Origin of the sequence: Halomonas ramblicola (assembly GCF_030409215.1) — a bacterium.
GTDB classification, from domain to species: domain Bacteria; phylum Pseudomonadota; class Gammaproteobacteria; order Pseudomonadales; family Halomonadaceae; genus Halomonas; species Halomonas ramblicola.
The window spans coordinates 573,654-598,714 of record NZ_JAUFPL010000028.1; the positions used below are offsets into that span (position 1 = coordinate 573,654).

Here is a 25,061-nt window from a genome sequence, read left to right on the forward strand (position 1 = left end):
GCAGGCTCCTCAATTCCGTGCCGTCACGCGATTCTCGCTCCCCTGCCGAGAGCCGTCGCGCTCCACCCACCAGCGCACCCGAAACACGCTCGGTCGGCGGCTGGTGAAGCGGCCGTAGTCGATCTGCATGTCGATGTGCACGGCCTCTCCACTGCCCGGGGCGCGGTCGCGGTATACCGCCGCCATGTCGGTCTCCATGCGATACCAGCGACCGGGAGAGCGGTTCATCGTGCGGCGCATGGGGATCAGGTTCCAGTAGGGGTCGTTCACCGGCGAGTCGAACCGCCTGGCCACCAGGTGGCCCTTGTCATCGCCGGGTTCCATGCTGGGCAGGTGGCGGCTGGACAGGGAGTCGCCCAGTAGGCGGGCATTGACGGTATGGCCGAGCTTGCCGGTGATCCGCTTCGGGCGGCGCTTGAGGTCCTGTTCGGCGTTGACCAGGTTCAGCCAGCGGCGGCGATTGCGATTCTGGGTGTTGGCACTGGTCCTGGGGGTACCATCGGGCTCGAACATGGCCTCCACCGCGCCCCGCCAGTCGTAGCTTTCCAGGGTGGGTGAATCGAGCGCGGCCTGTTCCTGGCGCTGGGCGCGACGCACGCCCTCGCCCGCCACCAGCCTGCCCTGATCGTTCACCCCCAGCTGCGGCAGCCCGCGAGGGTTGCGCTCCAGCCGCGGCACCCGGCTCTTGCGGCGGATATAGTGGGTACGGGCGCGGCCGGAGGACCAGTAGTAGCCCTCCGGTAGATCGCGGGAGTGGTGCACCTCCTTGCCGACGAAGCGGCTGGCATCGTTGCCACCGAGGAGCCGCTTGGTGAGGGCAAGATCCCGATCCAGCTCGATGCGTGAACCGTCGAACTGCAGATACGGCCTGCGGCGGGTCTGCCGGCGGCCGCCCTCCATGCGCAGGTGCCGGTTGCCGCTGTTGTCGGTGGTGATCTCGTAGCCGTGATCCTCCAGCCAATCCACCAGCGCTCGGTGCCGGCGGCGGTTGGCCGGGTCGAAGCGGATGCCGCTGCCGCGGAAGTCGTCGAAGGTGAGGCGGTCCACCTCGATCCGGCGGCCGGGGTTGAGTCGCAGGGTGGCGTTGAGTCGGCGGCCGGCCCTGGGTAGCAGGGGCAACCGGACGCGGAACCGGGGCAACGGCACCTGCTGCCAGCGGCTGCCGCCGCCCCCTCGACCCCGCCGGCGTTGCCGCTCGCGGCCGCGCACCCGCCGTCCTTCGGTCCGGGCCTGACGATTGAGTTCGCGCACCCGCCGGCGGATGCTCCAGCGGAACCACGACCGTACCCAGTGACCGCCCGGCTCGTCCCGGCGTAGCCGTTCCTGGAGCCAGCGCTCGCCCCAGGCCAGCTCGGTGCGCAGATCGCCTCCGTGATACTCGAAGCGGTCACGAAACAGCCGGCTGAACACTCCCCGGTTGCGCTCGCGGCGACGCCGCGTCCCGCGGCCGGTGCCCACTCGTGAGACGAAGCGCATCAACCGCTCCGAGGGGCTGCGCTCCGGCAGGATGCTGGGCAGCTCGCCGCCGATGACCGCCGCCATGTACCCCACCAGGGGATAGAGGCGCGCACCGGCACGCACCGCGATGGCGCCGAGCACTTCGGGCACCTGGGGGTCGTCGTCGTCCCGGTGCGCCTCGTAGTAATCGGAGAGACGGTCCAGATCGTCCACGCCGCGGGGGATGTCCAGCAGGATCTGCACCAGTTCCTCGTTGGAGGCGTCCTCGGGGATATAGAAGTGCCCCAGCATCTCGCCCAGGGCACCGCCCTCGCCGAGCTGCTGCTGGAACTGCTCCAGCAGCTCCTGCTCCAGCCGCTCGCGCTCGGCCTCGAGGGATGCCGGCGCCTCCAGGTCGTGCAGCTGCTCCTCGACGGCCTGGAGCTGCTCGACTCGCTGGTCCACGACCTCGCGGAAGCGCTCATAGCTCTCGCGACCACGCCGCACCACCTGGAGAATGTCGCGGATGGTCTCGTAGACGGCGAACGCCCGCTGGGCACTGTTGACCAGCCGGCGCAGCTGGTTGAGCCGACGCGCCACCAGCAGCAGGGTCGGCGAGCCGACCCCACCGGTGAAATAGGTGATGGCGGCAGCGCCGGCCGATTCCACCAGTAACCAGCGCAGCTCGGTCTGGATGCGATCCAACAGGGCGCGGATCTCCCGGAGCAGGTCCTGCGAGACCTGGCGGATCTCCGGCGAGCGGCTGCTGGCCCCGGCCAGGAGCCCCTTGAACATGGTGATCTCGTTGATGAAGAAGGTGAACTCGCCGGCCAGCGGCGAGACGTCCACCTGCTCCCGGGCCTCATCGCTGAGCATGCCGTCGATCTGGCTCAGCACGCTGTTCACCGCCTCGGTCTGCTGTGTGATGGTGCGGTCCTGTTCGGCGTTCTGCTGCAGGGCCAGGCGGACCTCGTCGTTGATCGGCCCAGCGCGCTCCGGGTCGGCCAGTTCGCGGTTGGTGCGCAGGATCTCGCGCTGCGCCTCGGACATGGCGTTGTAGCGCTCCAGGGCGTCGGCCAGGGAGGTGTAGCGTTCCGAGGTCACGTCCTCGTCGGCCACCTCACGGTAGAACTCCAGGAAGCGCGCGCGCTCGGCGGCGTCCATCTCGCGCAGGATCTCCAGCGCCCGCCGGGTGTCGGCCCCCTCCACCGATACGTCGTGCCGCTGGGCCTCATCGGCGAACTCCTGGAGCAGCAGGAGATCTTCCCGTGACAGCTCCGACGCCTCCTCGCCGGTCTCGCCTCCGACACCGCCAGGCTCGGCGGCCGGCTCGTCAGCGGCAGGAGCCTCGTCGGGCGTACGCAGCTCTTCTCGGGTGACGGCTAGCCCCTGGTAGAGAGTCTCCTCCAGCTGTCGGCGAATCACGTAGGCGCTGCCACGCTGGTACTGCGACAACTCGTAGCGGCGCAACTCCAACTCGTCGGCCTCCATGGTGACCGCCGGATTACCGATCCGGCGAACCGTCTCCAGCCGGACGCGATAGCCGTCACCGCTGAGGTAGAAGTGCACGAACAGCGTCTGGTCCAGTTGGGTTCGCAAGGCGCCGAGCAGCTGACGACGCATGGCCATCTGCTCGCCCTCGGCCCCCCGAAGGTTGCGCATGCCCTGCTCCACCAGGGCTACCGCCTGTCGATATCGGTTCCGCTGGGCGCCGCGCAGCTGGCCAACCTCCGGCAACTCGGTCAGCCGTTGCCGGTATCGCCCCAAGGCCTCTTCGGCGCACTCGCGGATCTGGCGACGCAGCCGGCGCTTGTCGTCGTCGGAGCCGGTCTCGGCGATCCGCCGAGCGGCCTGCTGCCTCCGCCGCTGGCGCTCCTCATCGCCGATGTCGGGGTCACGGCCACCGAGGGCGGCCAGGTCACGGCAGGAGCGCTGCACCCGGGCGACCCTACCCGCGGGGACTCGGGTGACGTTCAGCGCCCGGGGATGAAACGGCCGCCCGCCGCCCTGCTGCAGGACATGCACCAGCTCGTGGGCGAGCAGTCGACGCCCCGCGGCGCTGGCGGGTCGATACTCGTTGGCGGCGAAACCGATCCGGTGTCCCAGCGTGTAGGCTCGCGCTCCGAGCATCCCGGCCATGCGCGACGCCGCTCCATCGGTGTGGACTCGCACATGATCCAGGGCGTGGCCGAAGCGGCTCTCCAGCTCGCGCCGCGGTGCGGCCGCGATGCGGCTGCCGGTGCCCGGAAACAACCCGCTGCCATCCGACGCGACACCGCGGCTCGGCGGAGTCGGCCGATCACCGCCCCGGGCATCGCCGGTCGACGGGGTCGAGCGGGACACCGGCGCCTCCACGACGCGCCGGGCCAATCGGTCGGCCTCCACCTCGTAGCGGTCGCCTGCCGAGCCGACTTCCGGCACGCCCCCCGGTCGGCCGGCACGCTGCAGGGCGGCGTTGCCGACCCCCGAGCGCTTCATCCCCGCGGCCGCTCGGACGGGGGTAACGCCGGCGTCACAACGGCGACATCCCGGTGTGAGGCACGGTGCGCCGCGTTTGCTGCCCTCGGGAGATGGGGAGAGTGTCGTCTTGTTCATGGATCTGCCCCTTCGTTGTCGGCCCCCTCACGGTTCGGGAAAGCGCCGAGCTGCCAAGTCGTTCAAGGTAGTGTTGACCAGTTGGCGGCGACGCTCCCCGGAGAGCCCTTCGTAGGCGGGGAGCATATCCCGCTCGATCCAGCGCCAGCGATCCGGGAAACGGGTGATCTCGCCACCGGGCACGACATCCTCGAAGGATCTGCCGCCGGGAATCGGCGAGCGGGCGCGTCCGGACATCCGGGAGGGGATCTGATCGAAATCGGGGATGTCGCGAATCTCGCCGTAGAAACGGGGCAGGACCCTGCCCTGCTCACGACGCAATAAGGCCTGGTTGCCGCGCTGCACGCGACCGGGTTCGCCACTGGCAATATCGCGCCAGGCTTCGATGGGCACCGACTCGCCGCTGTCGTGCAGGGTCTCCAGGGCCGGCAACCCCCGCTCGATGTAGGCCTGGTGCTGCCAGGCGAGGTCCTCGAAGATCGCCTTCTGCATGGCCAGCAAGAGCTGCTGCAGTCGTCGGGCATAACCCGCCTGGACGCCCATCATGCTGACGAAGGCCCGCTCACCGGGATCGCCCCAGACGGCATTGTCGCGGGCGACCTCGTAGGCATCGATCGGGGCCTGGGTCTGCCGCAGGCCGTTCAGCACCGTGCCCCCCGCCAACTTGGCCATGCCCGCCCACAACAGCTCCTCATCACGGTTGAACAAGGCGGTGTAGTAGGCATAGACCTTGCGCACGTTCGATTCGTTGGCCTCGAATCCCCGTCTGGGGACCCAGTCGCCCGCGTCGATGCCCGCCTCGGCATAAGCGCGCTCCAACCACTCCTCCCGGCTCGGATGGCGCGGCTCGGCTTGCCGCCGACGACGCTCGACCGAGAGCGAGACGATCCGGTTGTCGGCCCGAGTGGGACCGTAGGCGGTGGTCTCGCCTTGCGCGTAATAGCGGAGATAGGCGGCCGGGATGGCCGGTACCGAGGGATCGGTGGGCTGGATCAGCTCTCTCAGCACCCCGACGGTGCGCTGACAGCTCAGCTCCAGGTTGTAGCAGGCATCTCCCTCTTCGCTGGCGAAGCCGTCGAGGCGGATCGCCTGATCACCGCCGGCGGCGTGCCAGTTGCCGATGAAGGCATAGAGGGCCCCACGCTGCGCGGCATCGAGGCGGCTCGAATCCTGAGCGAAACGCAGCTGCAGCATGCCCGCCTCGGGAGACGAGACCGGCAGCGGGCAACTGACCGGACAGGCTTCCGGTGACGGCATGTCGTCCGCACGTGCGAGCCGGATCGCCGTCGACCGCTCCGGGACGGCCCGAGGTTGCGCTGCGGCGTTACCGCGCACCTGCGACAGTCGGGCATTCCCGCTGGCCCCCCGACGGCCGCGCCCGGGCGACCCCCCAGTGTCGCCGACGCGGGCCCCTGGCTCCGCCCGTGTCGTTCCTGGCCCGTATCTGCGCTGCATCGCCCCCTCCTGTCAGGCCCGACGTCGCGCCTTCCGGCTTGCCCGACGCGCGCTCCATCGAGGGTCAGGCTTGCCTCGCCCCCTGCTCATCGCCGCGACAACTCACGGCCGAAACAGAAGGCACAAAAATCGTAGCCGGCCGCCAACGCCTCCTCGCGACTGGCATAGGGAACGCGGCGGTCCGGCGAGATCTCGTCCACCTGGCAGGCGCCGGTCAGGTTCTCCAGGTCGTGGAGCTCGCGGCTGTTGGCGTTGCCCAGATAGCGGGTGTCCACCCGATCGCCGCCGGGCCGTGGCGTGAGATCCAGACGAATGCTGCGGGTCAGCGTCGCGTCGCCCCGCTTCTCGACCACCGGATGCACGTAATACGCCAACAGCACGCCGGAGCCCGCGGCCGGCCCCGCGTCGAAGCCGAAGACCCCGCACTCTCGCAGGCTGCCTTCCCCGCTGCCGGGGCCGAAGGTGGCACTCACCCGCAGCCGCGCCGTCGGTCGGTCGCTGGGCCGATCGTCATCGTCCAGGAAGGCAATGCCGTCGTCGCCCACCGCGCGGCGCGCCAGCTCGGCGGTCAAGGCCTCGCGCCCCCGGTGCAACACCGGGGGGCGTTGGTCCCAGTCCGGCCTGCCGGCACCCACGGCGACGAACAGCCCGCCCCCCTCGAGAGGCGGGCCCTTGAGCCGAGCGGCGAGGAAGCGATAGAAGTGACGGGTCAGCATCCTGTGGCTCCCGGCCGCTCAAGGTTTGCCGGCTTGACGCCGTTTCCAGTTAAGGATCGACAGCACGATGATGATGAACACCAGCAGGATCATGATCAGGAGCGCCCAGGCGGGCATCACGCCGTCCGGTGTCGGGAGGATCGGCTTGTCCTGCACCACGGGAACCACCTGCGGGTCGGGCTGGCCGCTGTCATGGCGCACCACCTGCGAATAGATGCCGTTGTTGTAGTCGCGCACGGGCCCGACCCGTTGCGCTCCTTGTACCAGGAACGCCACCTGATCCACGTGCCCCGGCCCCAGGTAGCCCCCATGGACATCCCGAGGGATGACATAGTGCTCTGTCAGCACCCTGTTCTCCGCCTCCTGCAGTCGCCGGGAGTCGAAGGTGGTAGCGGCGGGATCGACGTCCAGACGGATGTACTCCGCGACCTGGCGTACGCGGTGTAACGGCTGACCGTTGCCCATGGCGCCGGTGGCACTGAAGCGGAACGCGTAGCTTCCCTCGATCTCGGTGTTCTCGTAGGTGAGGGTGTAGATGCCATCGTCGGCCACCTCATCGCCGTGGGTGCCATCGTCGAACAGCCTCAACCCGGAATCGTCGCCGCGTTCCAGCCCGGGCTTGCCGCAGGCATCCAGGATGGCCTGCATACGGGAAAACGCCGGCGGCTGCACGTCGCCGCCACCAGCGTCCGTGGCATCGGTGACAGCGACCGGTGTGTCCCTGCCCTCGATCAGCGCGGACAGGGCCTTGCCGGAGAGTTGGTCGACCGGCGGCAGGCCCGGCGTGTGCGGCTCGCAGCGGTCCGGCGACAGTGTGGAAGCCACGCTGCCGAAGCCCTCTTCCGGCCGAGCGATGTCCACCCGCACATCGGCCCCGGTGATCGGCTGCCCATCCTCGCGCAACCGCCCGCGCAGGGTGATGGTGCTGCTGGTGCCATGGGAACGGTTGTCGATGCCGAAGCGGCTCTCCACCCGCAGATCCACCAGGGCCATTCTGGCATCGGCGGTGGGCGCGAAGCTCCCGAAAGTCCCTTCGGGCGGGTTGTCGAGGATGAGATGGGCATAGCCCAGGTCCGTATCGGCGGTGGCGGTCTCCGAACCGGTGGGGGTCGTCACGGTGAACTCCTGGGCATCGCCGGGATTGTCCCAGAAGGCGAACAGCAGCAGCTTGCGCTCGCCGGCGAGCAGGTCGAAGCCCTCGCCGTTGTCGTTGATGATGTTCCAGTCGTAGTAGGGCTCGAGGGTCTGGACGAAGAACTGGGTGAGCTCGGCGGTGAGCTGCGCTCCGGTCGCCCCCTCCCCCCCGGTAATGTTGTAGATACTCAACGGCACCTCCGAGCCGTCGCCACCCACGTTACCCGAGAAGCAGTCCTTGATGGCATTCAGCTTGCCGGTGTCCACCGTGGTATCGGTGCCCAGCGCGACGGTATTGATGCGGATGGCCGTCTCGCTCCCGCAGGGTGAGGGCGCGTAGCTGAAATCGGCGAAGTCGATGGTGGTATCCGGCTCATTGTGCTTGCCGTCGCTGAGCAGCAGCATCACCCGCTGGCGCGGATCGTCCAGGTCGCCCGCGTCGCCGAACGCCGTGTACGTCCCGATGGCCTTGTTGATGCCGGCCACCATGGGCGTGCGCCCGCCCGGCGATTCGTCCTCCAGGGCATCGCTGACGAGGCCTTCGGGATTGGTGGGGATGGAAGAGAGCCCGATATGCGTGGGGGTTCGAGCCGACCCGCTCAGCCACTGGAAGCTGGTCACACCGACCCGATCACCCTGGAACAATCGTTCGGTCTCGCCGAATTCGTTGCTCACCTCGCTATCGTGGAGCACCGACAGGATCAGGGCGAAGTTGTCGCCGGCCTGCAGGGCCGACTCCCATTTGTCGCCACTCATGCTGCCCGACTGGTCGAGCACGAGCAGGTAGTCGATGGGCTGGCGCGTGAGCAGGTTGCTCCACTCTTCCTGGGGCGTGGTGCCCTCGGTTCCCCCGATGATCTGGGCATCCGGCCAGATGCCCACCGAATCGCTGCCGCCGCTGGTATCGGCGCTCACGGCGGCAGCACCGGAAAGGGCGGCGAAGCCATTCAACCCCAGATCGCCGGGCAGCAGCTCGGTCTCGATCTGCCAGCTGGGGCTGCCGGCGGTATTGCCCTCGATGCAGAGACGGCCAGGCTCCAGATCGACCTCGGCGGGATCGGGGTGATCGTTGGGGGCATCGAGGGTACCGAAAACGCGAATGGCGCCGCCGTCCCGACGGAAGCGAATGCCACGATCATCGCTGGCCTCGTAGGAGCTGGTGTCCGGCGGGACCTGATCATGGGAGTTGTCGAACATCAGGACCAGCTCGTCACTATTGTCCGCGGTGTCATCGGTCAGTTCGACGAACAGATAGAGCGATTCGTCCTGCATCAGGTCGTCCGGGTGGTCGATCACCATCCTGCCGGTACCGAGCACGGTCGAGGCGTCGTTGAGCGAGACCACCTCGAAGCTCATGGCATCCGCCGGCCAGTCGCCGGCGTTGCAGTCCAGCGTGATCGGCCCGTCGCTGGCCGAGAGCTCGGGGATCAGGAAGCTCCCGCCGGCATCGGCGACAGCGCTGCCGGCAACGCCGCCGCTCCAGCCGGCGACCAGGAGGCCACCGGCCATCAGACAGGCGACCCGGCGACCCCCTTTCATGCTGTTTTCGTTGACCATGGCTGCCTCTCCTCCCTGCTGGGGCCGTATCAGACGACCAGGAATGGAAGTTCTACCGTCTCTTGCTCATCGGCCGGCAGGTCGACGCCGTTGCGACGGAGCAGTCGCACCGTCAAGGTACCGGTATCGCCGGCGCTGGCCGTCGTGCCATCGGGCATGCCGAAGTTGATCGCCACGGTCTCCACGTCCTCGGCGGAAACCGAGATGATGCGCTCGACGGGAGCGGTGGATTCCCCGCTGCTCAGCTCCAGGTGCGAGGCCACGGTGTAGGACCGGTCGGTGTCCGTGGAGTTGTTCAGGGCGAACTGCGCGCTGGCCAGGCCGAAGTCGAGCTGCCCGGCGTTGAGCTCCACCTGGCCGTCATCGTTGAGCCCGCCGGCATACAACAACGTACCGACCACCGTGGGCTGCTCGCCGATCCGCAGCAGCAGATCGGTGGGCGGGGTATGCACCACCGAGGGATTACGGCGCGCCTCGGCGCGGACCGACACCGTGCACTCGGCATTGCCGGCATCGGGCGTGACGGCAAAGGTCAACTCGCCCCGGCCGCCGCCGTTGGTCAGGGTGATCTCGGCGCTGCCACGATCCACACTCCACAGGTCGGAAGACAGGGTAAGCGTGACGTCGAAGACCTCGCTGCCCTGATCCGAAATCGCCTGGCTGACGATCTCGATGGTGACGTCGTAGGTCCGGGCGGCATCGATGGCCTCGAACGGCGTAATGCTCAGGAAGCGGGCGAGGACACTGCCCTCGGGCAGGGTGCCGCCGGCGGCCGACAGCCAGGCATTGAGCACCTGCTGGCCTTGATAGGCGCCGATCAGGTCATCCTCGGCCAGCGGCGGACGCACTCCGCCCAGCCCCGCGTCGCCGCCCACCGCCTCGCTGCCATCCAGGTGCTCGCGATACGCCTCGACGAAGTCGGTGGTGGGCGTATCGCCGGCACCATGGTCGGTCAGGGCGGTGCAGAAGCCCGCCTGGGCAGCGACCAGTTCGGCCATCAGGCGCAGGGCGTCGGTTTCGGTCAGGTTGCGGGTGCGCGCCTGCAAGGCCCCGCTGGAGCAGATCTCCATGACGTGCTGCAGGGCGAAGTGGATCACCGTCTGATCCAGGGTCGGCAGCCCGTCGGTGAACACCTGGTTGGCCGCCAGTCGATCCATGAGGATGGTCCGCAGCGCCGACAGCCGCTCGGCCAGTCGATCGCTGTCCACGGTCACGCCGCCGCGCTCGACCCGTACCGGCACCTTGAGGTACTCGGCCACGTTCAGGTCCTTGCGGCGCCGGTCGAAGATCCGTCGCGATTCGATGCGTGCCTCGCCCTCCGCCCGGCGCAACCGGGCCAGCGGCATGTAGCTGTGTCCCGCCTCCGGGGTGACCGCGGCGAGATCGGTGGCGTCCTCGATCACTCGCACCGCCCAGCGGCGCTCGATGCGCCGGCAGGTCTCCAGCCCCACGGTGGGATTCACCAGCCGAGGATCGGCGCCGCTGCCATCGGCGGCCCCGACCTGCTGCTCCCAGACGTCCAGCACCACCAGATCGTCCCGGGTTCCGCTGGCCGGTGGCGACAGTGGCGACGGGGGGATACCGAACACCGTCGCCTGCCCCAGGTAAGTCAAGCCGGCATGTCGGTTGACCACCAGCATGCCGTCCACCATGGCCACCCCCGAGGCGATGGCGAAGTCGTTGTCTTCGGTCACCGGGCCGATGCGAAAGCCGCCGTTTCCCGCCGGGATGCCATTGCCGAAGAAATCGCGCAGCTTGAGTCGCTCCTCGACGCGGCGCACGTCTTCCAGTTCGTTCCAGTCGGCATCGAGCATGGGGACGCCTTGCTGGAGGCGCACCCCCACGTAGTGCCGGGCGTCGGCGACCGCCTCACCGGTGAGCAACTGGTGCATCACATTGGTCAGTCTGAAAGTGTCCCGCGAATAGTCGCCCATGGGTTTGCTTCCCCTGCTTAGAAGACCAGACGGATCCGGCGCACCAGGGTGTCGCCGGATCCGATATGGATGACCGGGTGCCGTACGTAGTCGATCATGTAGTCCTCACCGTCGAAGCGACCGAACAGGCCGAACTCGCGCAACGGAAAGGTGCCATCGCCAGCGATCGGCAGGTCGCCGCCGATGACGGTCACGCTGACCTGCAGCCGATGACTCGCCTCGCCGAGGGACTCACCGGTCGCGTCCAGATACGCCAGATCCAGATCGGCAGCCGCGATGGTCACCGGCGAGGCATCCACCAGCGCCTGGGCACTGGCGGCGGGCGACTCCGGCGGCGTGGTGTCCCAGCTCGGCTCGCCGCGGCCCAGGGCCATCAGTTGCACGCCGGGGGCCACACGCGAGTCGCCCCGCATGAAGGCGGCCAGCAGAATGCGGCAGCGATTCACCACCCGGTTGCTGCACCAGCCCCGGTCCTGGTAACGACCGTCGCCATGAACGATCAGGTCGTGGTAGATGCCCTGGGGTGTGTCCTTTATCCGGCTCACGTCGTCTCGCCTCATTCCAGCTGGTCCGAGAAGTCCTCGCCGGGCCCGAATAGCGACTCCTGCCGCTCGCCATTGAGCTCGTCGATGAGCGTCTCGGTAATGGTGTGGTGGTCCCCTGCCGCCGGACGGTGATAGTGATAGACCCACTCGGTGTGGAGGTCATGGCGCGGCATAAACACCGCCCGCTCGGTCAGCGGCATGAACTCCCGCAACACACGCCCCAGACGATCGATGCCCCGCGCCACCACCGCCTCGTCGAGGGTGTCGTTATCGAGATAGATCCCCACCGTGTCGCGGCCGTACCAGTGGCGGTCGTCGCGCCTGCCGCCGTCGCCGGTATCGAAGGTGAAGGTGAGAAAATCCTCATAGGCGCGGTGCAGCGCCAACTGGGCGCCGTTACGCGGGTCCACCGCCAGCGAGCCGGCATAACGGCCATCGATGAGGGTGGTCGCCCGATAGACCTGGCTGCGGTGACTGAGGTGACGATTGGAGCGATACAGCAGCCAGCGCTCGGTCCCGGCGTCGATCACCGCCGGGTAACGCTCGGCATAGGGCCCGTCGGTCAGGCGTCGGGGCTCGGACCAGGTATCGGTGCCGGCGGCCAGGTCGCTGTCGAAGGCGCTCAACCGGCTGCGCCAGAGGCAATAGCCGGTGGTGCCCCGGTTGCTGCTCCAGTACAGCGTCAGCTCGCCGCCGTCGTCGACATGGGCGAACGGCTGGCGATCGTGGAAGTCCGCCTCCGGTGGGTCCACCGGCAAGGTCCGGACATTGCTCCAGCCGCTCGCGTCGGCTGCCAGGCTGGTCTTGACCCGGTAGGCGATCTGCCAGCGGGTCTGCCCGGCCCCGCCCCCCGGCCGCTTGCGCGCCCAGAAGACGAACAGCCGCGGCGACCCCGGAGCCCCCTGAAAGGCCGCGAAGGGCTCCGCCTCCACCCGCGGGAGGGCGCCGTCGTCGTCGGGGAAGTCCACGTCGGCGGACCAACCGCCGCCAGCGTGGCGGGCGTAGCGGAGCCGGCTGCTGCCTGCCTCGCGCTGCAACCAGAACAGCCACACCGCGCCGTCGGCGCGGGTGGCGGCGGGCTCCTGGGAGCCCACCCCCGTGACGCCCGCGAGCTCAGGCTCCGCCAGCCATTCGCCGGCCTCGCGGCGCTGGCGATAGAGGCGCCAGCGACCGTCGGCCTCGTCGAAGCCGGACCAGAACAGCCACAGCACGCCGCCGGCCACCGTGGCCGTGGGGTGCTTGTCCAGCACGGCGCGGTGGGTCAGGCGCCGGCTGGGCGTCCAGGTGCCGTCGGCGCCGATGGCGAGGGTCTTGTACCAGAGGTCCCAGCGGCCGTTGCGCGGGGTGTGGTAGAAGAGCCACAGGACATCGCCTTCGCGGGCCAGGGCGGGACGGCCGTCGAAGGCGTGGTCCAGGGAGAGCGGCTCGCCCTGTGCCGGCCAGCCATCGGGCTCCTCCCCCGTCGTGTCACGGCGGCGGGCCCAGAGATTGAGCCGCTCCGGCTGGTTCGAGCGGTGGACGTTGTGGACGAACTCCTTGGTGCGGCTCTCCCAGCCGGTGACGCGCTTGGTGGTAGCGCTCACGGTGGGCAGGATGCCGAGGCGCTGGTAGAGCGCCGGGGCGTAGGCGAGTTCGTTACGCTGGCTGTCCAGCTCCCGTCGGGTGTCGGTCTGCCAGCCGATCCATTGCGCCAGCAGCGGCAAGACACTGCCGGGCGCCTGCGGCACCTCGTACAACCGCGGCAACGCCCGGATGACGCTGTAGAGCTGGTCCAGTTGCGCGCCGGGCAGTTCCAGCAGGCGTCGCAGCTGGCCGCGCTCGGCGTCTTCCGCCGCCACGCGGGTCGGGTCGGGCAGCGCGATATCGTAGCGACGATAGAGGGCGGGCAGGGCCTCGTACATCTGCTCGGCCAGCTGGTAGACGCCGGTGGCCATGGCCGCGACCCGGTTGCGGCGGTCCACCACATAGTCCCGCGGGGTGCCGCGATAGGGAAAGAGGGTGTAGTAGTAGGTGACCTCCGCCTCCAGCCCGGTATCCCGTGCCGCGGTGAGCCCCTCACCCTCGGCGACCACCACCCCGTCGTCCGGGTCGAGCGGGTGGGTCCCGGACCGGCGCACCACCCGAACCGCCGGATAGTCGGGCGCCGGCGGATAGCCCCAGGCGAGATCCACCCCATAGCCGTGGGGATTCGGACGGGCGATGATGGCCTCCAGTCTCACCTCAGTACCCTCCCGAGACGGCGATCTTGACGCCGCCGCGATACGGCGCCTCGACAGGTGCCCGGGGCAGCTCGTACTCGGCGAACTCGAGCTTGCCCAGGGTCGCCTCGCTGAGCCCATCGTGGCCGATGCGCCGGAACTCCGTGATGGTGACGAACGCCACTCCCTCGATGGCCTCGATGGCCTCGTAGAACTTGCTGAGATAGAGGGGGCGGCCGAAGTCGACGTTGTCGAAGGCGATGAGGGCCCCGGCCGCAGTCCGGATCTCGTCGTGCTTCTCGGTCTGCGAGTAGTAGCCCTGCAAGTGCACCTCGGCGGTGACGAAGACCGACACATAGTCCACGTCGTGGAACTCGATGAGGGTGGAGAGCGGCCGCTTGTCCTCGAAGTACGCCCGCAGGTTGGCCTTCAGCACATCGCTGAGGTAGCCGCCGCCCTGGGGGGCGATGAAGAGGTTGACGGTGTTCCAGTTCCCCGCTTCGGCGCGTACCTTGCCGACGCCGGGAAAGTTCCGCGCCAGGGCCTCGTAGTCGTTGCCGGTCACCGAGCGTTTCAGCGAGCGGAACACCTCGGGGGCATGGGCCACGGCGTGATCGATGCTCTCGCGCTCGGCACCGCCGGTGGCCACGGCCTCGTTGGTCACCGTGGCCCCGACCAGCGCCAGCTCGGGGGCATCGACCAGGGTCTCGATCCGCCCGGGGCCCACATTGCCCTTGACGCCGCCCCCCACCCGATAGGTGGCGCGAAGGGTGGCGCCGGCCGGCACGATGGCGCCGAAGTCGCCATCACCGAAGATCAGGGTGGCGCGCTCGTTCTCGTCGATCCGTACCGTGAAGTCCTTCTGGTCGGCGAGGCTGAAGGCCAGGGTCTCCTGGAGCCGCCAGCCGGTATCGCGCACGCCGCCGAGCTCCACCTCCAGCGTCAGGTCGGGATTGACCCGCGCGCTCTCGCCGATGGAGCGCAGGATCAGCGGGGCGTGCCCCAGCGGGAACCGCTGATTGGGACTGCCGTCGGAGACGCCGAGCACATCGCCGTCGATCCGTCGCCCCTCCTCGACCTGGATCCTCAGCCGCTTGTCGCCGGTGTCGGGGTCGAGCGGCAGGCTGCCGGTGTCGATGGGGCGATCCTCCCCCAGGTACTCGAAGCGCACGCTGGAGCTGTCCTTCTGGCTGCGGGTGGCGAAGGCATCGCCGCGGTGAAGGGTGACCACCTCGGTGCGGTCGGCCGGGAAGCGCAGGGTCACCTCGGCGGCCGCCGGCGCGGCGGTGGCCAGCCGGTAACCGATCAAGGCGAGATGGTGAATCACACTGCGCCGTTCCCGTGCGGTACCCAGGAAGCTCTCGTTGGCGACGCGATCCTGGTAGTAGCTCAGGATGTCGCCCATGTGGGCGAACAGCTGCAGCAGCACGTTGCCGAAATCCGCCTCCGACTCGTACTCGGTCCACTCCGGCAGCTTGCGGGGTATCTGCTCGCGCATGGCGCGCAGCAGGCTGTCATAGTCCCGCGCCATGTAATCGACACCCTTCCTGCCGGCATCCTCTGTGCTCATCTCCTCCTCCTCGCCCGTCGCCTACCGGAACCGCACCCGGACCGCCTGGCTCTGGCGGTCGGCCCTGCGGGTATAGGCGATCTCCACGATCACGCTCTCGCCCTCGTGGCGGATGGCGACGCCATCGACCACGATCTCCTCGGACAACCAGCGCAACAGGGCCTGGTTGACCGTGAACTCGGTGGCCGCGGCGAGCACCGCGTCGTTGGGCTCGAACACCAGGTTGAACAGGCCACAGCCGAAGTCGGGCCGATGCAGGCGCTCGCCGGGGGCCGTGAACAGCACCTGGAGAATCTTGCCGCGCAGCATCTCGTCGCCCCCACTGGCCTCGACCCGGCCGCCGGGGTCGACCGTGAAGGGAAATCCGAAGGACAGACGTCGTGTAGCCATCTCAGCTCACCAAGCCGGTGCCGCCATTGATCTGATCGAACGTCGCGGTGTCGCCGTCACCGAGATCCACGCCATGCCGGTGCCCGTCGGCGGGCTCGGTGTCGCCGGTGACCCGGATGTTCACCGTTCCCCGGGTGCGCACGCCATCGATCTCCAGGTGGCCGATCAGGTGTTCCACCACGCCGCGGGCGATGGCGTAGGACAGCTTGCGCCAGCCCTCGCGCGCCTTGTCCAGGGCCTCCTGGGCCGCCGCCCGCACTTCCTCCTTTTCCGCCTCGTCCACGGCCTGCTGCAAGGGCGGCGAGAGCAGCGCGTCCATCTGCAGGTAGATGGCCTGGCTCATGCCGCTGCTGGCCGTGATGTCGCCGTAATCGAGACTCATGACGCCGTCACTCCGTCCGGTGCTTGGTGGACAATGGAACATCCAGGTTGAGGGGCGCGGTGGGTGGCGAGGTGGGCGCCCCCATGTTGCCCACATGGGTATGGGTGCTCAGCGCGGTGAGAAAACTCGCCACCTTGGTCAAGAACTGGGTGCCCAGCACGAACGGCTCGGTGGCGCCGTCGCTGCCGATCTGCACGCCGCCGGTCCCCAGGACCACCTTGTGGCCGTTCTTGTCCTGGATGCTGACCCCGCCGCCTTCCATGACGACGGTATTGCCGCTGTTGGCACCGTCGGTGAGGGTCATGCCCGAGGCGGTCATGGTCACCTCGTGACCGTTGGTGCCATCGCTGATGGTGATGCCGTCCTTGTCCATCCTGATGACGTGCCGATTGCTGGCCTCGTGGAGCAGCACCAGTTCCTCGTCGTCCTTGTCCTCGAATTGCAGGGTGTGGCCCTTCTTCGTCTTGATGATCTTGCGCGTCGGCGGGTCCTGGGCCTGACTCTGCGCGGTGCCGTCCGGGTCATTGGGCCTGGGCAGCTCGCTGTCGCCCTGGGGCTTGCTCCAGAAGGTGCCGACCCAGACGGGGAACTCCAGGTCGCCCTCCTCGAACTCCACCCAGACACCCGCGCCCCGGTCGGGAATGAATAGCTGGCCCTGCCCCGAGGCTCCACCATAGGGCACGCAGGCCAGCGCCCAGCCGGTCACCAGCTCGGCGCCGAGCAGACTGGGCACCCGCAACCGCAGTCGGCCCAGGTGCTCGGGGTCGGCGTTGTCCTCGACGATGCCGCGGTACTTGCCGTAGAAGCGGCGCTCGAGCCTCTCCACCAGGTCGGCGACCGCACGTTCCATCTCCATCGATCCGGCTCCCTACAAGAGATCGGGTCCACCACCGCCGGCGAAGCGCTCGTCGCCGGTGGGAAAGACCGCGTTGCGCTTGGCCCTGAAGCTCTGGCTGTAGCCTTCCAGGCCGAAAACATGTCGGGTGCGTGTGACGTAGTAGTCACCACTGAAGGTCTCGCCGACCCCCTTGATGGTGACCGGCTGCCGGGGCCTGAGCACATGGCCGTACTTGTTGGCCGCGACGACGCCCTCGGCGGTGACGAACCAGGCGCCCTCCTGGTACAGCCCCTGGCAGAGGGCGGCCATCTCCGCGCTGCCGGTGGCGGCATTCATCCCGACCCAGACCCTGCCCGGCTCCTGGCCGGCGGGCAGCAGCGCCGCCAGGTCCCTGTCGCCGAGCAGGGCCGAGTCACTGACGGTGGCCTCCTCCTCCAGCACCGTCTTGTTCAGGCGGTCCAACTGCACCGCTGCCACGTCGGCAGGGGGCAACGCGTTCACCTCGGCGGAGAACGACGTCAGGGTGGTGTCGGCACCGAAGTGCGCCGCCAGTACCGGCTGCCGTTCGCCCTCGACCCGCGGCGGTCGGAAAAAGGCGGTCTCGCCCTCCACGAAGCATTCGTAGCCGTTCCGCAATGCCAGCCGGCGCAGGAAACGGATATCGGTCTCGCGCTGGAGGATGGTGGAGACCGCCCGGTCATGGACCACGCGGGTATCGAGCACCGTATCGCCCAGGCGGGCGTCCAGGCCGTGGGCCGCGAACACCTCCAGGGCGATGTCGCTGTCCTTCTTGTCCGGCCAGTCCTTGATCCGCTCCTGACGGTCCATCAGCACGGTGGCGTCCATGGCCCAGACCTCCAGCACACAGTTCCCCGGTTCCGGGTCGAACCAGGGCCGCAGCTGGGTCACGTAGCCGCCGAACAGCGGCTCCGCCACCCCCTCGAACCCCGCGTTGACCGTCATGTCGTTGAACACGGCGAAGCGCTCATCGTCCAGATAGGTCCAACGACCATCCGGCTGACGGCGCATCGACAGGCGCAGGATCGCCATGGCCGCCATCTCGTCGTCCAGTTCCACTTCCAGGCTGAGCAGGTCCTGGTACAGCCCGGGATCCTCCTCGCCGGCGACCTCGATCATCAATGTCTCCGCGGGCATGGATGCTCGGTCCCCCTCTATAACGTCACGTTGCGCGGTATCGACAATGCCTTGCCCACCCGCCCGATCGTCTGCGGCTCGGCCGAGGCGAAACCGGCATCCGCCAGGGCGGCAACCAGCCGCTCGACCTCGACTCGGCGACGATTGAAGGTGACCCTCACCGCCCGGTGGAACCGCTCGGCGTTGACCACGACCGTGGCGCCCGCCACGCTGCGCGCCTCCTCGACCAGGGAGACGCGCTCCTCCGGCACCACCCCCTCCACCCCGGGCAGGCCGTGCAACGTATGCAGTACCCGTGTCCAGGGATAGGGCATCAGCGCTTCATCGCCGGGCAGGGGGATGCGGCACTGGGTCAGCGGCGTCTGCCCCAGCAGCTCCAGCGGCGAGGCATGATCCGGGTTGGCATCGCAGATGCGCCACCAGTGACGGCTCTGCTTGTAGAACTTGTAGGCCAGGTGGTCGAGGCGGTCCGAGGCCTCGATGCTGTGCTGCAACACGCCGGCCACCTCGGGCATGGGCCGCAGCGCCTTCGAGGCGAGCTGCCGTCCCCGGGGGTCGACGGTGACCACCTCGGGGAGTTTTCGATAGCGCGATAGCCTGCTGAACATGATGGCTCCTAGCCCGGAATCACGATGTCGGTCACCTCGCCGAGGTTGCCGATGTTCATCAACGACAAGGCCTCCTTGGCGGCCGTCGAGTATTGGTGAAGCGCATTCGGCCCCTCGATCACGGTCAGGCTGACCGAGACCGTCGCCCGCACCGGGCTCAACAGGGTGTTGAACTCGGTCTCGGTGACGTGGAGGCGATTGAGGTTCACCGGCAGCACCCGCGACGGCCCCCAGATGAACAGGATCATCGGCGGCTTGCGCCCGCCCGTGAAACTGAACCCGGAGCCCGACAGCAGGTCCGCGGCGATCGACTCCAACTCGTCGCCCAGCACGCTGTCCTCCTTGGGCGTGGCCATCAGCTCCAGGGTCGCCAGGCGCGGCGCGATGCCGACCCGGCCGATGACCTCGTTGCCCTCGTTGAGATCGTCGGCGGCATCGAGGCGCAATTCGAAATCGAGGCTCTCCTCCTGCACCGTGACCTGCTGGGCTTCGCGCACTGCCAGCAGGTCCTCCTTGCCCTGGTGGAGCTCGCGCAGCGAGCGTCGACGCTGCTGGACACGCTGCTCGCGGGACGCCTCGGTCTCGCCGATGACCGGCTGCTGCACCACCGAGAACTCCTCGCCGGCATAGCTGAGGCTGCGGTTGCGGCTGAGCTGCTCGGGGTTGAACTGAAACGGCACGATCAACGGCGGTAGATTCAGGCCGTATTCGACGAAGGCCCCGCGCAGGATCTTCGGCTTGTTCGTGAAGCCATCACCCATTGACCACCTCCTCCTTCATCGGACGCCAGGTCCTCTCACCAAGCTGGCGTTCGTCCCACAGCTTGCCGATCTTCTCGTATTCGCGCCGGGCGCTGTCGATGAGGTGTGTCATGCCGATCGCTTCCTCCTTCTCCGCCGCCAGGAAAGCGGCATTGAGCACGATGTTGCGGATGGTCCCGCCGGGCACGGTGAGCTTGTCGGCCAGGAAGTCGAGATCCACGTCAGCGGCCATCGGCGCCTGCCGGGGAATGTGGGCGCGCCAGATGCGTCGACGACTGGCCTCGTCGGGGAAGGGGAACTCGACGATGAAGCGGAGGCGGCGCACGAACGCCTCGTCGATGTTCTTGCGCAGATTGGTGGTGAGGATGACGATGCCCTCGTACGCCTCCAACTTCTGCAGGAGGAAGCTCACCTCGATGTTGGCGTAGCGGTCGTGGGCGTCGGTGACCTCGGTGCGCTTGCCGAACAGGGCATCGCACTCGTCGAACAGGAGGATCGAATCGCTGCGCTGGGCCTCGTCGAAGATCTGCGCCAGGTGCTTCTCGGTTTCGCCGATGTACTTGCTGACCACGCTGGAGAGATCGATCCGGTAGAGATCCAGCCCCAGGTCATTGGCGATCACCTGGGCGGCCATCGTCTTGCCGGTACCCGGCGAGCCGGTGAACAGGGCGCTGAGCGCCCGCCCACCGGTGATGCTGCCCGCGAACCCCCACTCCGACAGCACCCGGTGGCCCTGGCGCACCTGGGCGCGGAGCGCTTCCAGATGCGCGACGACCTGGGGCGGCAGGACGAGGTCCTGCCAGTCGTGGACGGGCTCGACCTTCCCGGCCAGGCGCTCCAGTGAGTGGTGGGCGGTCCCGCGACACGCCGCGTAGAGTTCACGGTCACCCAGACCCTGCCCTGGCGACAGATCCTGCCTTGCCACCTTCGACGCCCGGCATATGCGCCCCACCGTCAGCCGGAAGCGCTGCGCAACGTCGTGCAACCGAGCCGAGGCGCAGCACTCCCCCAGGTAGCGTTGCCAGGCCTGCCAGCGCAGCTCGACGTCAGGCATCGGCAAAGCGGCGCTCGTCAGACGCACGCCCTCCGGCATGTCGTACCCTGTCCAGGGGCGGGACGTCAGCACGAACCCCAGCCATCCCGTCTCGTCGGCCCAGCGGAAGAGGCTCCTGCCCAGCCGGCGGGCCGTCGCGTCCGCTTCCAGCAGGACGTCCGCGTTCTCCAGGCAGAGCGGCGTCTGCAGCAGGAGGCTCTCGCGAAACGCCCGCTGGATGAGCCGCTCGGGGGAGTCGCCGGCGGCGACGACCTCCATGTCCAGGACCAGCAAGGCGGTGCCGAACTCGGCAGCGATCGCCGCGGCCAGGGTTCGCTTGCCGATGCCCTCCGGGCCGTGCAGGTGGACGAGGAGCTTGTGCGCGTCGTCTCTCCCCGACAGGCCCTGCTCCACCGTCGCCGTTACCGACGCCTTGAGCGCTTCGGGCAGGATCACCTCGGGTAGGGAAACGGTCGCCTCCGCCAACCGGGCGTGGCCGCGCAACCAGGGGTCCAGGAGGTCATTGCCGAGCACGAAGTGCAGGATACGCGTATCCACGGCGAGGAAGCGGGCCAGGCCACTGGCACCGGAGAGGCTGGCCACATCGTCCACGCCGTACAGCAAGCCGGCCTCCAGCAGTACGCCGTCGTCGGTGAGCAACCCGCGGGCGGACCAGCGTTCGTCGTCGTCGTCGCAGAAGAGATCCAGCATCAGCTCGACGCTCGGCCGCTTGCGGGCGATGTCATCGTGCAGATAGGCGTAGAGGGTGTCGTACTTGCGGTAGAGTTCCGGCGCCAGGCAGGCGATGAGGCACTGGTATTCGAAATCGGTGAGCCGGAACAGCCGCGCCAATTGCACCAGCGGCAGCAGGGTGCCGGCGGACAGCGCCCCGCCCACCCGATCATCGATGCGCCGCTGGGCCCGTTGGATGGCCCGCGATAACGCCTCCTGGTCGTGTCGAGGCGGGGTCGACGACTCCAGCAGCCAATCCACCTCGCCGTGGGGGATATAGGGCCGATGGGCGCTGCCGGCCAGCTCGTGCACCGGCGCCCCGTCGGCATCCAGGAGGCCGTCACGGAAGCGTGCCACTCGCCGACGCAGGAACAGATCGAGCACCGCCAGCTCATCGCGCAGATGCTCGCGGCCATGCCGATAGGCCGGGGCCGCTTCGGCTGTCGTCCGAGGCTCCCGTTGGCTCATGGCGTCACCTCGAAGAAGAAGGTCGTACGCGTCAGGTGCGCGACGTCCACCTGCAACTGATGGTAGCCGGGCATGAGGTCGGCCGGCAGCGTGGCGTCAAAGTGCCTGCCCTCGATCGCCTCGCCGTCGACGAGGCGCCGGCGCCCCAGGGCGACATGGGCCTGCCATCCCTCCAGATACCGCCCCGTGAAGGTGACGGTGGTGCCCGCCGGACCGCTGGTCGGTGCCATCCTCTCCAGTACCGGCGGCGCGAAGGGGGCCACCACCTCGGGCACGCCGATGGAGCGGACCCGCTCCGGAAGCGGCCGTTGCTGCTCGGCCGACTGATCGATCGAGACCACGGAGACCTCGTAGGCCACGCTCACGCGAAAGGGTTGACCGAAGGTGCTCCACACCTTGCTGAGCTCATCCAGGTCCAGGACGCTGGGGGTGATCTTCACCTGCTCCCGGGCATCGCGCAGGCCCGCATTCAGATGGGCATCCGGGATCACCGGAAACTGGTGGAAGACGCGCATCGCCTCGCCGAGGATGGCGTGGGCGTTGGTATGACCGGTGTCGGGGTCGTTCGACGCATAGGGGGTCATCAGATAGAAGAGGTTCAGGGTCAGCGGTGGCGGATCGAGCCGGCCCGGCGCCCCCGGGGCCACCTGCCACTCCATGTTGCGCTGGAACGGGCTTTCCTGAACCTTGTAGAGGAAGAGATTGAGGCGACGGTTGCCGTGACTCTCGTCCGGCCCCAGCAGCGTGACATCGGTCGCCGGCGTCAGCTGCATCTCGCCTTCGAGCAGCGACTTGAGCGACTCGCCGACCAGGCCAATGGCAGTGGATGCACTCACGCAACCTCCTTAGCGGCCCCGCTTGGAAAAGGCCCTGCCGAGATACCGACGCTGCCAGTACCCCCGGCCCCCTGGCGGGGTCGGCGCCGGCGCGGACAGCACGGTCACGTCCTGGTGCACCGTCTGACGGGGCGCCTCTCGTGCCGGGTGCCGGGTGGATTCCGACGCCGCGCCTTGCCTGGCGCCGTCGCCGCTTGGGGAGAGCGCCGGAAACGCCGTCGGGGCGCCGGCCGCCTCGCCCCGGCGCCTCCCCGACGCTTCCGCCGGCTTCCCCGATGCCGCGGGCCCAGCCCCTGACTCGGGCGGCGCCGCCGGCCGGCGGTGAGGAAACGCCCCCAGGGGCTGGCCACCGCTCACGGTCGGCCGCGGCGACGCGGTCGGCGGCACCGACCGGCTCGCCGGTATCGCCTGCGCCGCGGTGACGGCCATCGATGGCGGGTCTTTCTCGCGGCCGACGGGAGCCCCGCGTCGGACGGTATGGCCAGCGTCGGGGACGCCACGCTCATCGCTGAGCATCCTCGTGCCGGAGCGCCGGGAAGCCGGGGACGCGGGTTTCGTGTCCTGTGCCGAGGAAGGCATGGCGTCAGGCGCGACGCTGCGAGGCCGAGCCGGTTCGGCCGGTTCGCCCTCTGCCTCCTCGTGTGGCGACGAGCGCTCCCGCGACGGCAGGGGCACCCGTTCGACCGGGGGCTCCGGAGACGAGGGCGCCGACGCGGGTGGCGATGCCGCGGGCCCACCAGGCGGTGGGGCCGGCGCCGGAGACGGCCCGGTTTCTTCGCGGGCGCCACCGTCGGGCGGTTCACTGGCGTCGCTCGGCGCTTCGCCACGATCGTCGGCCGACCAGGCATAGGGTTCCGGAAGCGGGCTGGAGGGGCATTCGGTGGTGCCGGGGAGCTCGGCCTCGCACTCGGGCGCCGCCGGCGGGCCAGGTCTCGTCGAGGGGCGGCCTGAGGCCGGGGCCGCCCTGTCTGCCCGCGCGTCAGTCCCCTCGGGCAGATCGCGCCCGTGCGCGTGAGGATCGTCTAGGCCAGGGCGCCCGCCGTTGTCCTCCGGCGCGAACGGATAGGGAAAGGCGGGTGGCGGCGCGACGCTGCCGGCCTTGAGGCGCAGTACCTGCCCCGCACGCGGGCGGATACCGACCAGCCCGGCGACCCGCTCGGGATAGGCGAAGGGCTTGGCCGCACCGCTCAGTACGCCGAGCAGAAAGCTCCCCCGGCGGGACGCTATCGTCACCTCGTCAGCCGGCCGCCGCATCGTTCAACCTCTCGATCTCTTCCGCCAGCACCTCGATATAACGACGACGGCGCTGAAGTGGCATGGCCATGATTTCCCGTTCGCTCCAGTGGTAATGGAACGCCAGGTAATGCACCTCGCGACGCAGCAGGGCCTCGCTGCTCCTCAGCTCGCCGAAGAAGAAGTCCTGGATATCGAAGGGCACCACGAAGGCCGCCCCGCAGTCGGGACAGTGGGTATCCAGGGTCAGCTCGATGCCGGGGGCCACCGCCTCCATGGCGGCCTCGATGGCATGTCGGGCGCTCGCCGGTAGCTGGCGGATCTCCTCGACACTCGGCGATACCCGCTCGTCCAGGGCCAGCACGCATCCCGCCAGCAGGGTCGTCAGCGCCACGGCGCCATTGGCGTGAGGCAGGCCTGCCAGGCGTTCCTGGTCGGCGCCGTTGGGCAGGCGAAACCGCACCGTCATCGGCTTGGGGGTGCCGGCCTGCTGCGGCGACAGGGTCAGCGTCTGCTCGGGCTCCAGGTCGTCGTCCGCCAGAGGAATATCGGACAGGCGGAAGTGCACATCCACGGGAGCCCGACAGTCCGGCGAGGGACACTCGACCTGCGCCCATACCTCGTCACCGAAGGTCAAGGCCCGCAGCTTGAGCATCAGGCAGTGGCGATCGGCCACGCTCAACGCACGCACCTGGGCCTCGGTGACCGGCTCGATAGTGCCGATCCGCGCCAGGCAACTCGCCAGTACGGCCGTTATCCGCTCGGCGATGGAAAGGGAACCCTCGGATTCCGCCAGCAGTTCCTCCTCGCGCCCGCCCAGCGCGCGTAACAGGGCGTCTCGATGGCATCGGCCATCCGGACCCGACAGCCCTATCGGTAAGCGGCAAGCGACGACACTCATGGCACGGGATACTCTCGATCGAGGATTGCTGACACGCGCGAAGCGCGTCCAGGCCCGACCTCAGGTCTCGCTGGGCTCGGTGACGCTGGTATCGCGCTCCCACCCTTCATTCTGCAGGGTCAGGGTGCGGATCATCACGGCATTGCCGCTGGCATCGAGTTCCGGCAAGGCTTGGTATTCCGAGACCCAGCAGCGGTGGATGATGTAGGAGAACACCTTGATGCCCTGAAGGTTAAAGACATCCAGCACGATCTGGTCCTTGCGGAAGTCCTTGAGTGACATGGCCGCATCGCCGGCGAAGTTGTTGACCAGATTGGCCCACTCCTCGAAGGCGGCGTCATGGGTGACGCCGGCCTCGAGGGTGATGGGTTCGTACTTGGTCATGCCCGGCATCTTGCGGTTGTGAGACGGATCGCCACCCTCGCGGAATTCCACCACCTCGGTGCTCTTCTTCAAGGCACTGCACTTGCTCAGGCCGGCAACATACTCGTTGTCCCACTTGACCTTGAACTTGAAATTCCGGTAGGGATCGAAACGGTACGAGTTGACTGAAAAACGCGGCATGATCGCTCCTCCTGCCCTC

Annotated in this window: 18 protein-coding genes; all 18 read right to left on the reverse strand. The window is 68.5% G+C overall.

Features of this window, described 5'->3' with window-relative positions; all coding sequences use genetic code 11:
• Positions 1-9: 9 nt before the first annotated feature.
• The 18 genes from QWY80_RS13665 to QWY80_RS13750 all read right to left on the reverse strand — a co-directional run bounded on the left by QWY80_RS13665 (position 10) and on the right by QWY80_RS13750 (position 25,042).
• On the reverse strand, positions 10-3,915 hold the full coding sequence (locus QWY80_RS13665; RefSeq protein ID WP_290232428.1) for an eCIS core domain-containing protein: 3,906 nt from the start codon (positions 3,913-3,915) through the stop codon (positions 10-12).
• 144 nt (positions 3,916-4,059) lie between these two features.
• The gene (locus QWY80_RS13670; protein WP_290232430.1) at positions 4,060-5,289 is read right to left on the reverse strand and encodes an OmpA family protein; all 1,230 of its coding nucleotides are present in this window, start codon (positions 5,287-5,289) and stop codon (positions 4,060-4,062) included.
• 284 nt (positions 5,290-5,573) lie between these two features.
• Positions 5,574-6,203 carry a hypothetical protein gene (locus QWY80_RS13675; RefSeq protein ID WP_290232432.1) on the reverse strand — a complete coding sequence of 210 codons (630 nt, stop codon included), beginning with the start codon at positions 6,201-6,203 and terminating at the stop codon, positions 5,574-5,576.
• 18 nt (positions 6,204-6,221) lie between these two features.
• On the reverse strand, positions 6,222-8,894 hold the full coding sequence (locus tag QWY80_RS13680) for a vWA domain-containing protein (protein ID WP_290232434.1): 2,673 nt from the start codon (positions 8,892-8,894) through the stop codon (positions 6,222-6,224).
• Between the two features lie 29 nt (positions 8,895-8,923).
• Entirely contained in the window at positions 8,924-10,828 is a 1,905-nt protein-coding gene (locus QWY80_RS13685) for a DUF6519 domain-containing protein (protein ID WP_290232436.1), read from the reverse strand.
• A 17-nt stretch (positions 10,829-10,845) separates the two neighbouring features.
• Positions 10,846-11,373 carry a hypothetical protein gene (locus QWY80_RS13690; RefSeq protein ID WP_290232438.1) on the reverse strand — a complete coding sequence of 176 codons (528 nt, stop codon included), beginning with the start codon at positions 11,371-11,373 and terminating at the stop codon, positions 10,846-10,848.
• A gap of 11 nt (positions 11,374-11,384) precedes the next feature.
• On the reverse strand, positions 11,385-13,592 hold the full coding sequence (locus QWY80_RS13695) for a hypothetical protein (RefSeq protein ID WP_290232440.1): 2,208 nt from the start codon (positions 13,590-13,592) through the stop codon (positions 11,385-11,387).
• A 1-nt stretch (position 13,593) separates the two neighbouring features.
• On the reverse strand, positions 13,594-15,141 hold the full coding sequence (locus tag QWY80_RS13700) for a baseplate J/gp47 family protein (RefSeq protein WP_290232442.1): 1,548 nt from the start codon (positions 15,139-15,141) through the stop codon (positions 13,594-13,596).
• A gap of 21 nt (positions 15,142-15,162) precedes the next feature.
• Complete coding sequence (locus tag QWY80_RS13705; RefSeq protein WP_290232444.1) at positions 15,163-15,531, reverse strand: GPW/gp25 family protein; 369 nt, start codon at positions 15,529-15,531, stop codon at positions 15,163-15,165.
• Position 15,532: 1 nt separating this feature from the next.
• Entirely contained in the window at positions 15,533-15,913 is a 381-nt protein-coding gene (locus QWY80_RS13710) for a hypothetical protein (protein WP_290232447.1), read from the reverse strand.
• Positions 15,914-15,920: 7 nt separating this feature from the next.
• Entirely contained in the window at positions 15,921-16,769 is an 849-nt protein-coding gene (locus QWY80_RS13715) for a phage baseplate assembly protein V (protein WP_290232449.1), read from the reverse strand.
• A 12-nt stretch (positions 16,770-16,781) separates the two neighbouring features.
• On the reverse strand, positions 16,782-17,888 hold the full coding sequence (locus QWY80_RS13720) for a phage late control D family protein (RefSeq protein ID WP_290232451.1): 1,107 nt from the start codon (positions 17,886-17,888) through the stop codon (positions 16,782-16,784).
• Positions 17,889-17,923: 35 nt separating this feature from the next.
• Positions 17,924-18,514: a hypothetical protein gene (locus QWY80_RS13725; RefSeq protein ID WP_290232453.1), complete on the reverse strand. Its 591-nt coding sequence runs from the start codon at positions 18,512-18,514 to the stop codon at positions 17,924-17,926.
• Between the two features lie 8 nt (positions 18,515-18,522).
• Entirely contained in the window at positions 18,523-19,275 is a 753-nt protein-coding gene (locus tag QWY80_RS13730; protein ID WP_290232455.1) for a hypothetical protein, read from the reverse strand.
• Positions 19,268-21,508 carry an AAA family ATPase gene (locus tag QWY80_RS13735; protein ID WP_290232457.1) on the reverse strand — a complete coding sequence of 747 codons (2,241 nt, stop codon included), beginning with the start codon at positions 21,506-21,508 and terminating at the stop codon, positions 19,268-19,270. The genes QWY80_RS13730 and QWY80_RS13735 overlap by 8 nt, the downstream gene beginning before the upstream one ends.
• The gene (locus tag QWY80_RS13740; protein WP_290232459.1) at positions 21,505-22,344 is read right to left on the reverse strand and encodes a Pvc16 family protein; all 840 of its coding nucleotides are present in this window, start codon (positions 22,342-22,344) and stop codon (positions 21,505-21,507) included. Before QWY80_RS13740 ends, QWY80_RS13735 begins: the two co-directional genes overlap by 4 nt.
• Before the next feature lie 1,237 nt (positions 22,345-23,581).
• Positions 23,582-24,478, reverse strand: a complete 897-nt coding sequence (locus QWY80_RS13745; RefSeq protein ID WP_290232461.1) for a T4 family baseplate hub assembly chaperone — start codon at positions 24,476-24,478, stop codon at positions 23,582-23,584.
• 60 nt (positions 24,479-24,538) lie between these two features.
• Positions 24,539-25,042: a phage tail protein gene (locus QWY80_RS13750; protein WP_290232464.1), complete on the reverse strand. Its 504-nt coding sequence runs from the start codon at positions 25,040-25,042 to the stop codon at positions 24,539-24,541.
• Positions 25,043-25,061 lie beyond the last annotated feature (19 nt).